The sequence below is a fragment of the Streptomyces sp. NPDC013455 genome (genome assembly GCF_040632975.1).
Classification (GTDB): Bacteria; Actinomycetota; Actinomycetes; order Streptomycetales; family Streptomycetaceae; genus Streptomyces.
The window spans coordinates 130,314-138,303 of the sequence record NZ_JBEYCX010000020.1 but is presented as its reverse complement, the minus strand read 5'-3'; the positions used below and the strand labels follow the sequence as shown (position 1 = coordinate 138,303).

7 protein-coding genes and 1 pseudogene are annotated in these 7,990 nt (G+C 73.2%); 2 read left to right on the top strand and 6 right to left on the bottom strand.

What is annotated here, in order from left to right:
* Positions 1-114: 114 nt before the first annotated feature.
* Both ABZ576_RS27785 and ABZ576_RS27780 read left to right on the top strand, forming a co-directional pair.
* Positions 115-939, top strand: a pseudogene (locus ABZ576_RS27785) (SDR family NAD(P)-dependent oxidoreductase); the annotation flags it as partial.
* A 149-nt stretch (positions 940-1,088) separates the two neighbouring features.
* Complete coding sequence (locus ABZ576_RS27780; RefSeq protein WP_360746452.1) at positions 1,089-1,808, top strand: lysophospholipid acyltransferase family protein; 720 nt, start codon at positions 1,089-1,091, stop codon at positions 1,806-1,808.
* Between the two features lie 79 nt (positions 1,809-1,887).
* Here the strand turns inward: ABZ576_RS27780 and ABZ576_RS27775 are convergent, their stop codons facing one another.
* The 6 genes from ABZ576_RS27775 to ABZ576_RS27750 form a co-directional block, all read right to left on the bottom strand.
* The gene (locus ABZ576_RS27775; protein ID WP_360746449.1) at positions 1,888-3,483 is read right to left on the bottom strand and encodes an alpha/beta hydrolase; all 1,596 of its coding nucleotides are present in this window, start codon (positions 3,481-3,483) and stop codon (positions 1,888-1,890) included.
* Positions 3,484-3,618: 135 nt separating this feature from the next.
* Complete coding sequence (locus ABZ576_RS27770) at positions 3,619-4,386, bottom strand: urease accessory protein UreD (RefSeq protein ID WP_360746445.1); 768 nt, start codon at positions 4,384-4,386, stop codon at positions 3,619-3,621.
* Positions 4,374-5,051: an urease accessory protein UreG gene (ureG, locus tag ABZ576_RS27765; RefSeq protein WP_360746442.1), complete on the bottom strand. Its 678-nt coding sequence runs from the start codon at positions 5,049-5,051 to the stop codon at positions 4,374-4,376. Before ureG ends, ABZ576_RS27770 begins: the two co-directional genes overlap by 13 nt.
* A gap of 226 nt (positions 5,052-5,277) precedes the next feature.
* Positions 5,278-5,952, bottom strand: a complete 675-nt coding sequence (locus ABZ576_RS27760) for an urease accessory UreF family protein (RefSeq protein ID WP_360746464.1) — start codon at positions 5,950-5,952, stop codon at positions 5,278-5,280.
* A gap of 11 nt (positions 5,953-5,963) precedes the next feature.
* Positions 5,964-7,685, bottom strand: a complete 1,722-nt coding sequence (locus tag ABZ576_RS27755; RefSeq protein ID WP_360746439.1) for an urease subunit alpha — start codon at positions 7,683-7,685, stop codon at positions 5,964-5,966.
* Positions 7,678-7,989, bottom strand: a complete 312-nt coding sequence (locus tag ABZ576_RS27750) for an urease subunit beta (RefSeq protein ID WP_360746436.1) — start codon at positions 7,987-7,989, stop codon at positions 7,678-7,680. The genes ABZ576_RS27755 and ABZ576_RS27750 overlap by 8 nt, the downstream gene beginning before the upstream one ends.
* Position 7,990 lies beyond the last annotated feature (1 nt).

Below are 7,990 nucleotides of genomic sequence, written 5' to 3'. Positions count from 1 at the left end.
ACGGGACCCCACAGCCTAGGGAGGACAAGTCCCCCTCAATACCCCTAGATGCCCCAGACTCATGACGTAGCGTGAACACCTCGGCACGTAGGGGGAAGAGTCGCCCTCATGGATCGTTACGCGAAACGCTTCGACGGCCGGCTGGTCCTGGTCACGGGTGCGGGCAGCGGCATCGGGCGGGCCACGGTCTGCAGGTTCGCCTCGGCCGGGGCCCGCGTGGTGTGTGTGGACCGCGACGGCCCCGGGGCGGAGGAGAGCGCCGCTCTGGCACGCCGGCTGGGCGCCCGGGCGGCCTGGGCGGAGGTGGCCGACGTGTCGGACGAGGCGTCCATGGAAGGTCTCACCCACCGCGTCGCGCGGGCGTACGGGGTCGTGGACGTGCTCGTGAACAACGCCGGCATCGGCATGTCGGGCAGGTTCCTGGACACCTCGGTGGAGGACTGGCGGCGCACCCTGGGTGTCAATCTGTGGGGGGTCATCCATGGGTGCCGGCTGGTCGGCCGGGGCATGGCCGACCGGGGGCGGGGCGGCCACATCGTGACCGTGGCCTCGGCGGCCGCGTTCCAGCCGACGCGGGCGATCCCGGCGTACGCGACGAGCAAGGCCGCCGCGCTCATGCTGACCGAGTGCCTGCGCGCGGAGTTCGCGGAGTTCGGGATCGGGGTGAGCGCCGTCTGCCCCGGCATGGTGCGCACCTCCTTCCCGGCCGGTATGCACTTCGCCGGCGCGTCCCCCGACGAGCAGACCCGGCTGCGGGCCGCCGCCGCCCGCCGGCTCGGGAGCCGCGGCTGCCCGCCGGAGAGGATCGCCGGGGCCGTGCTGCGCGCGGTGGTCCGCGACCGCGCGGTGGTCACCGTCACCCCCGACGCCCGCGCGGTCCGCCTGCTGGGCCGTTTCAGCCCCCGGCTGCGCGCCGTCGTGGCCCGCATGGATCCATGAGGGCGCCGACTCGGCGCGGGATCGGCATGAGACCCGCCGAACAGGGTTACAGATGACTGAAGGCGCACGCGGGTCACGTTCGGTGACCCCTGCGTCGTCCTGCGGACATCCCCGGTCAGCAGCGGACCTGCCAGAGGGAGAGGCGAGCCGTGTTCTACCACTTGCTCAAGTACGTGTTCCTGGGTCCGCTGCTCCGGCTGGCGTTCCGGCCGCGGATCGAAGGTCTGGAGCACGTACCCGCGTCGGGTGCGGCGATCGTCGCCGGCAACCACCTGTCCTTCGCGGACCACTTCCTGATGCCGGCCATGCTGAAGCGCCGCATCACCTTCCTGGCCAAGGCGGAGTACTTCACCGGCCCCGGGGTGAAGGGCCGGCTCACCGCGTTCTTCTTCCGCAGCGCCGGGCAGATCCCGGTGGACCGCTCCGGCAAGGAGGCGGGGCAGGCCGCGATCCGGGAGGGGCTGGGGGTGCTGCGCAAGGGCGAGCTGCTCGGCATCTACCCGGAGGGCACGCGTTCGCACGACGGCCGGCTGTACAAGGGCAAGGTGGGGGTCGCCGTGATGGCGCTGACGGCCGGGGTCCCGGTGGTGCCCTGCGCGATGATCGGCACGTTCGAGGCGCAGCCGCCGGGGAAGGTCGTCCCCCGGATCCGTCCGGTGACCATCCGCTTCGGTGCGCCGCTGGACTTCTCCCGCTATGCCGGCATGGAGCACGAGAAGGCAGTGCTGCGGGCGGTCACCGACGAGATCATGTACGCGATCCTGGCGATGTCCGGGCAGGAGTACGTGGACGAGTACGCGGCCGTCGTCAAGGAGCGGCAGGCGGCGCTGGACGCGCGGGAGCGCAGGTTCCCCCGAGCGCGCCGCTGAGCCGGCCGCCACCGGCGGCGGAAGGAGAAAAGGGGCGGCCGGAGGTCCGGCCGCCCCTTCCTCGCCTGCGACGGCGTCGTTACGGCTTGGGCGTGGCGTGCGGGGCGCAGGTCACGTCCGCGGCGTCCAGCTTGCCGTCGAGCAGGTAGGCGTCGACGCGCTGGTTGATGCAGGAGTTGACCAGGCCGGTCACGCCGTGGGAGCCCGCGTCCTTCTCGGTGATCAGGCGGGAGCCCTTGAAGCGCTTGTGCAGTTCGACGGCGCCCTCGTACGGGGTGGCGGCGTCCCGGGTGGACTGGACGATCAGCACGGGCGGCAGGCTCTTGTGCGTCCGGACGTCGACCGGGGTGAGCTGCTTGCCGGGCCAGGTGGCGCAGGGCAGGTTCATCCAGGCGTTCGCCCAGGTCAGGAAGGGGTGGTCGCGGTGCAGCCGGGTGTTGTCCCGGTTCCACTTCTGCCAGCTGGTGGGCCACTTGGCGTCGGTGCACTCGACGGCCGTGTAGACGGCGTTGCCGTTCTCGGCGGCGATGTTGCCGGCGGTGTCCGACAGGTCCGGGGCGGCCGCGTCGACGAGTGCCTGGGTGTCACCGGCGACGTACTTGCTGAAGACCGTGGCGACCGGCACCCACGAGGAGTCGTAGTACGGCGCGCTCTGGAAGAAGGAGACCAGCTCGGCCGGGCCGACGACCCCGCCGATCGGGTTCTTCTTCGCCGTGGCGCGCAGCTCCAGCCACTTGGCCTGGACGGCGGCGCGGGTGGTGCCGAGGTGGAACGCGGCGTCGTTCGCGGCGACCCAGTCCTGCCAGTCCTGCCAGCGGTGCTCGAAGGCGACGTCCTGGTCCAGGTTGGCCTCGTACCAGATCTTCTCGCGGGAGGGGTTGACCACGCTGTCGACGACCATGCGGCGCAGGTGGCCCGGGAAGAGCGTGCCGTAGACGGCGCCGAGGTAGGTGCCGTACGAGACGCCGAGGTAGTTGAGCTTCTTCTCGCCCAGCGCGGCGCGGATGACGTCGAGGTCGCGGGCGGTGTTCGGCGTGGTCATGTGCGGCAGCATGGCGCCGCTGCGCTCGGCGCAGCCCTGCGCGTAGGCGCGGGCCAGCTTGCGCTGCGCGGTCTTGTCGGCCTCGCTGTCCGGCACCGGGTCGGGCTTCGGGGCCTTGACGAACTCCTGCGGGTCGACGCAGGAGATGGGCGCGGAGTGGCCGACACCGCGCGGGTCGAAGCCGACGAAGTCGTAGGCCTTGGCGACGTTGGCCCAGACGGGGTTCTTGGTGGTGACCCGGCGCGGGAAGCGCAGGCCGGAGCCGCCGGGGCCGCCGGGGTTGTACAGCAGGGCGCCCTGGCGGGCCGCCTTGCCGCCGGTGTTGCCGATGCGGTCGACGGCCAGCTTGATCTGCTTGCCGTACGGGTGGGCGTAGTCCACCGGCACGCTGACCCAGCCGCACTGGATGGGCTTCTCCAGGCCCCAGTCGGCGGGGCAGTCGTGCCAGTCGATGCCGGCCTTGGCGGCCCGGGCGGCGGCGATTTGCGCGCCCTTGGCCTCCCGGTCCGGCGCGGGCCGGGACGCCGCGCCGGCCGTCGGGGTAGCCAGCGCGCCGGCGACCAGGGTGGCGGTGACGAGTACTCCGGCCGAACCGAGCGCCGTCAGGCGGCTCTTGGCTCTGTGCTGCTTCAAGTGGGCCCCTCCCCGAACCTTGCTGCAAGTGGTCAGGCGGGGATCCTCTCGGCTGTGCGCCCGCCGGGAACAGGGTTCCCGTGCGTTCTTTACCAATCCGATAACCGGATGATCATGTTCGGGTCGCGCGGTGCTTCAGCCGAGCCGGGTGAGGGCCTCGTCCAGGAGCCGTCGCAGCCGCAGGGCGTCCGGTGCCACGGCACTCACCAGGACGGCCGGGCCGGCCAGCGGTATCAGGGCCGCGCACTCCCCCACCATCCGCGCCTCGACCGCGTGATCGGTGAACTCGGGTCGCACGACGACCAGTTGGCCCACCGCCCGGTGCCCGGCCAGTACCGCGGGCCCGTCCCAGCCGCCCGGCGCGCCGGGGCCGCAGGCGAGTTCCTGGTCCAGCACGGTCCGGCCCGCGACGCACACGGTCAGCCGGCTGGTGAGCCGCCCGGGCTGCTCCCCTGCCCGGCCGAGCACCTGCTCCTCGCGCAGGACGAGCCGGGCGCCGGCCCCGAGGTCGGCCCGGGTCGTGACGTGCAGGTCGCTGCCGGCGACGGAAATCAACTGCTCGGGCAGCCAGTGCAGTTCGCCTCCTGCGGCCACGTCGAGCCGGACGTCGTACCGGGCCTCCCCCTTGGCCTGGCCCGGCAGGGCGAGGGTGGCGGCGGCCGACCCGACGTGCAGCCGGGCGCCCTCCTCGACCCGTGCGGTCAGCGTGAAGCGGTCGCCGCCGAGCGGTCCGCTCATCGCGCCGACCACCATGACCCGGGCCTCGGATCCGGTCGACCGGGTCCGGCGCAGCGCCAGCGGTCCCTCGCCGTCCAGTACGGGCAGGGCGGTGCCGCCGCGGCCGTCGGCGCGGGCGGTGATCCGGGCGCTCGCCCGGACCCCGGTGGTGGTCACGCCGTCCACGCGGCGAGCCGCTCCCGGACCCACGCGGCCACGTCCGCGACTCCGGACTCGCCGCGCAGCGACTGGAAGACGACGGGAAGTCCTGCCCGCTGCGCCTTGGCGTCGGCGGCCATCCGGGCGAGGTCGGAGCCTACGTACGGGGCGAGGTCGGTCTTGTTGACGACGAGCAGGTCGGCGGTGGTGACGCCGGGTCCGCCCTTGCGCGGGATGTCGTCTCCGCCGGCGACGTCGATCACGAAGATCTGCGCGTCCACGAGTCCCCTGGAGAAGGTGGCGGTGAGGTTGTCGCCGCCGGACTCCACGAGGATCAGGTCCAGCGGGCCCACCGCGTCCTCCAGGTCCTCGACGGCTTCGAGGTTGGCGGAGATGTCGTCGCGGATCGCGGTGTGCGGGCAGGCGCCCGTCTCGACGGCGGCGATCCGCTCGGGTGGCAGCACGGCCTCCCGCAGCAGGAACTCGGCGTCCTCGCGGGTGTAGATGTCGTTGGTGACGACCGCGAGGGACAACTGATCGCGCAGCGCGCGGCAGAGGGCGGCGACGGTGGCGGTCTTCCCCGACCCGACGGGCCCGCCGAGACCGATACGCAGGGCCCGCCGGCTTCCGTCGGCACGGCGCGCGTCCGCGCTGACGGCCGCGGGACCGGGGTGGTCGTGGTCGAGATGCATGTACGGCTCCTTGTACGAGTGCCCTCACACCGGCGAGGGACTACTGGTCACGCCCGGAGCACCGGCACCGGGCGGTCACTGTGCGGTGGGGCGAGTCGAAGGCGGCTACGGGTCCGGGAATGCCCGCGCCGAGCGAGTCCAGGACGGCTACGGACCCGGGAGGTGCTGCGCCCGCGCGGTCACTGTGCGGTGGGGCGAGTCGGGTGGGCGGGCGGGGGTGCGGGGCTCATGACGCGAACAGCCGTACCGGCCAGCCGGCATGGGCCTCGGCCATGACTTCGAGCAACGGCGCCGAAGCGGCGGGCAGGGCGTCCACCCCCTCGGCGGCCACCGACCGCGCCGCTTCCACGGCCGCGTCGGCGACACGGTCCAGCTCCGGTGCCAGCCGGGCCAGCACACCCGTCGCGTCGAACGGGTCAAGGCTCAGCAGGCGGACGGTGGCCGTCGCCGGCCCGCTGACGCTCTCGTAGGCCGCGCAGTGGGCCGCGTCCCCGGGCCCGAGTCCGGCTGCCCGGGCGGCCAGTCCGAGGACCACGGGCTGGTGGGCGCCTCGCGGGAACCGCCGGGCCAGGGCGTCGAGTTCGGCGGACGGCCAGCTCGCCCGGGCGGCCCGCAGCAGTTGCCGGCCCAGGCGCCGCGCAGCGGCCCGCAGGGCCGGTGACGGGGTACGGGCGTCCGCCGCCGCGTCCAGCTCCCCGGGATCCGCGCCGAGCGCGGCGGCGGCCGCCAGCGCCCCCGCGACCAGCCCGGCGGTGTGCAGCCGGCCCCGGCAGAACGCCTCCAGGCTCGCGGCGTCGGTGACGCGGCCCGCCTTGACGGCGGCCTCCGCCCCGCCGGAGTGCGCGTGTCCTCCGGCGGGGAACCGGCCGTCGGCCAGGACGAGCAGGGCGGCCCGTGACATGAGCGGCGCCATCAGAAGAGGAAGTAGCGCTGGGCCATGGGCAGTTCGGCCGCCGGAGTGGCCTCGACCAGTTCACCGTCGATGTGTACGGCGAAGCTGTCGGGGTCGATCCGCACGTCCGGCCGGGCGTCGTTCTCACGCATGTCGGCCTTGGTGACCGCGCGCGTGGACTCGATCGCCGCGAACCGTTTGCCGAGCCCCAGCCGCTCGGGCAGTCCGTCCTCGATCGCCAGGTCGGCGACGAAGTTGACGGAGTTGGCGGCGGGGGCCCGCCCGATCGCGCCGTACATGGGGCGGGGCAGGATCGGCTGCGGGGTGGGGATGGAGGCGTTGGCGTCGCCCATCTGCGCGTACGCGATCTGGCCGCCCTTGACGACGAGGAGCGGTTTGACCCCGAAGAACGCCGGCTCCCACAGCACGAGGTCGGCGAGCTTGCCGGTCTCGACGGATCCGATCTCGGCGGCGAGCCCCTGCGCGAGCGCCGGGTTGATCGTGTACTTGGCGACGTAGCGCCGCACCCGGTGGTTGTCGGCGCGGCCGTCGCCGGGCAGCGCGCCCCGCCGGCGCTTCATGACGTGGGCGGTCTGCCAGGTGCGCAGGACGACCTCGCCGACGCGGCCCATGGCCTGGGAGTCGGAGGAGATGATCGAGATCGCGCCGAGGTCGTGCAGGACGTCCTCCGCACCGATGGTGGACGGGCGGATCCTGGACTCGGCGAACGCCAGGTCCTCGGGGACGGCCGGGTTGAGGTGGTGGCACACCATCAGCATGTCGAGGTGTTCCTCGGTCGTGTTGACGGTGAAGGGCCGGGTCGGGTTGGTGGAGCTGGGCAGGACGTTGGGCTGCGAGACCACGGTCATGATGTCGGGCGCGTGGCCGCCGCCGGCGCCCTCGGTGTGGTACGAGTGGATGCCCCGGCCCGCGATGGCGGCGAGGGTGTCGCCGACGAAGCCCGCCTCGTTCAGGGTGTCGGTGTGGATGGCGACCTGGATGCCGGTCCGGTCGGCGACCGTGAGCGCGGCGTCGATGACGGCGGGCGTGGAACCCCAGTCCTCGTGCAGCTTCAGGCCGACGGCGCCGCCGCGGATCTGCGAGAGCATCGCCTCGTGGCTGACGGTGTTGCCCTTGCCGAGGAAGCCGACGTTGACCGGGTAGGCCTCCATCGCCTCCAGCATCCGGGCCAGGTGCCAGGGGCCGGGGGTGACCGTGGTCGCCTTGGATCCCTCGGCGGGCCCGGTGCCGCCGCCGACCAGGGTGGTGATGCCGGAGGCCAGTGCCTCGTCGGCGACCTGCGGGCAGATGAAGTGGACGTGCGCGTCGATGGCGCCGGCCGTGAGGATCCGCCCGTTGCCGGCGATGATCTCGGTCTCGGGGCCGATGACCAGGCGGGGGTGGACGCCGTCCATGGTGTCGGGGTTGCCGGCCTTGCCGATCGCGGTGATCCGGCCGTCACGGATGCCGACGTCGGCCTTGACGATCCCCCAGTGGTCGACGATGACGGCACCGGTGATCACGGTGTCGGGGGTGCCCTCGGCCCGGGTGGCGCGGGACTGGCCCATGGACTCGCGGATGACCTTGCCGCCGCCGAAGACCGCCTCGTCCCCGGAGTTGCCGGGGCCGCCGGAGCGGTCCTCCTCGATCTCGATCAGCAGGTCGGTGTCGGCGAGCCGGATCCGGTCGCCGGTGGTGGGCCCGAACAGGTCGGCGTAGGCGGCGCGGGAGATCTCAGGCATCGAGGGCACCCCCGGTCTCCCCGCGCAGTCCGGGCACGACGCGGGCGCCGGCCAGCGGTACGAGTTCGACCTCGGCGGGGATGCCGGGTTCGAAGCGGACGGCGGTGCCGGCGGCGACGTTCAGCCGCTTGCCGCGGGCGGCCGGGCGGTCGAACTCCAGACCGGGGTTGGCCTCGGCGAAGTGGTAGTGGGAGCCGACCTGGACCGGCCGGTCGGCGGCGTTGAGAACAGTCAGACGGGTGATGTCACGACCGTCGTTGACGGTGACGGGGCCGTCCGCGAACAGGATCTCTCCGGGAATCATC